This is a genomic window from Micromonospora craterilacus, from assembly GCF_003236315.1.
In the GTDB taxonomy this organism is placed as follows: Bacteria; Actinomycetota; Actinomycetes; order Mycobacteriales; family Micromonosporaceae; genus Micromonospora; species Micromonospora craterilacus.
The window spans coordinates 1-388 of sequence record NZ_POTY01000603.1 but is presented as its reverse complement, the minus strand read 5'-3'; the positions used below and the strand labels follow the sequence as shown (position 1 = coordinate 388).

Here is a 388-nt window from a genome sequence, read left to right as displayed (position 1 = left end):
TAATATGACCCGCTCGTTTGCCCGCAAGCTGGCACCGGAAGTGAAAGTGAATTCTATTGCGCCATCGCTGATCCTGTTTAATGAACATGATGATGCCGAATATCGACAACAGGCGCTGAATAAATCACTGATGAAAACCGCTCCTGGCGAGAAAGAAGTGATCGACCTGGTCGATTACTTACTTACCAGTTGTTTTGTCACCGGACGCAGTTCCCCACTTGATGGCGGTCGTCATCTGCGTTAATGCAGCTTTATCCAGCATATAATCAACACCCATGCGCTTATCCCCCAACACGCAACAGAACCAACAAAAGCGGCGAGCAAGCGCATCATTCCGGTGAAATACCACAGCGACACCAGGTAAACAAAATAGGGAATAATCGACCAC

General features: G+C 48.2%; 2 protein-coding genes. One reads left to right on the top strand and one right to left on the bottom strand.

Annotated features, from left to right (window positions below):
• Positions 1-244 (top strand): SDR family oxidoreductase (locus C1I95_RS37565; RefSeq protein WP_146605974.1); only part of this gene is annotated, 244 nt, incomplete at its 5' end.
• On the opposite strand, the gene C1I95_RS37560 is transcribed toward C1I95_RS37565, so the two are convergent.
• A complete protein-coding gene (locus C1I95_RS37560) occupies positions 241-378 on the bottom strand; it encodes a GlpM family protein (protein ID WP_499878005.1) in 138 nt (45 codons plus the stop codon). The genes C1I95_RS37565 and C1I95_RS37560 overlap by 4 nt on opposite strands.
• Positions 379-388 lie beyond the last annotated feature (10 nt).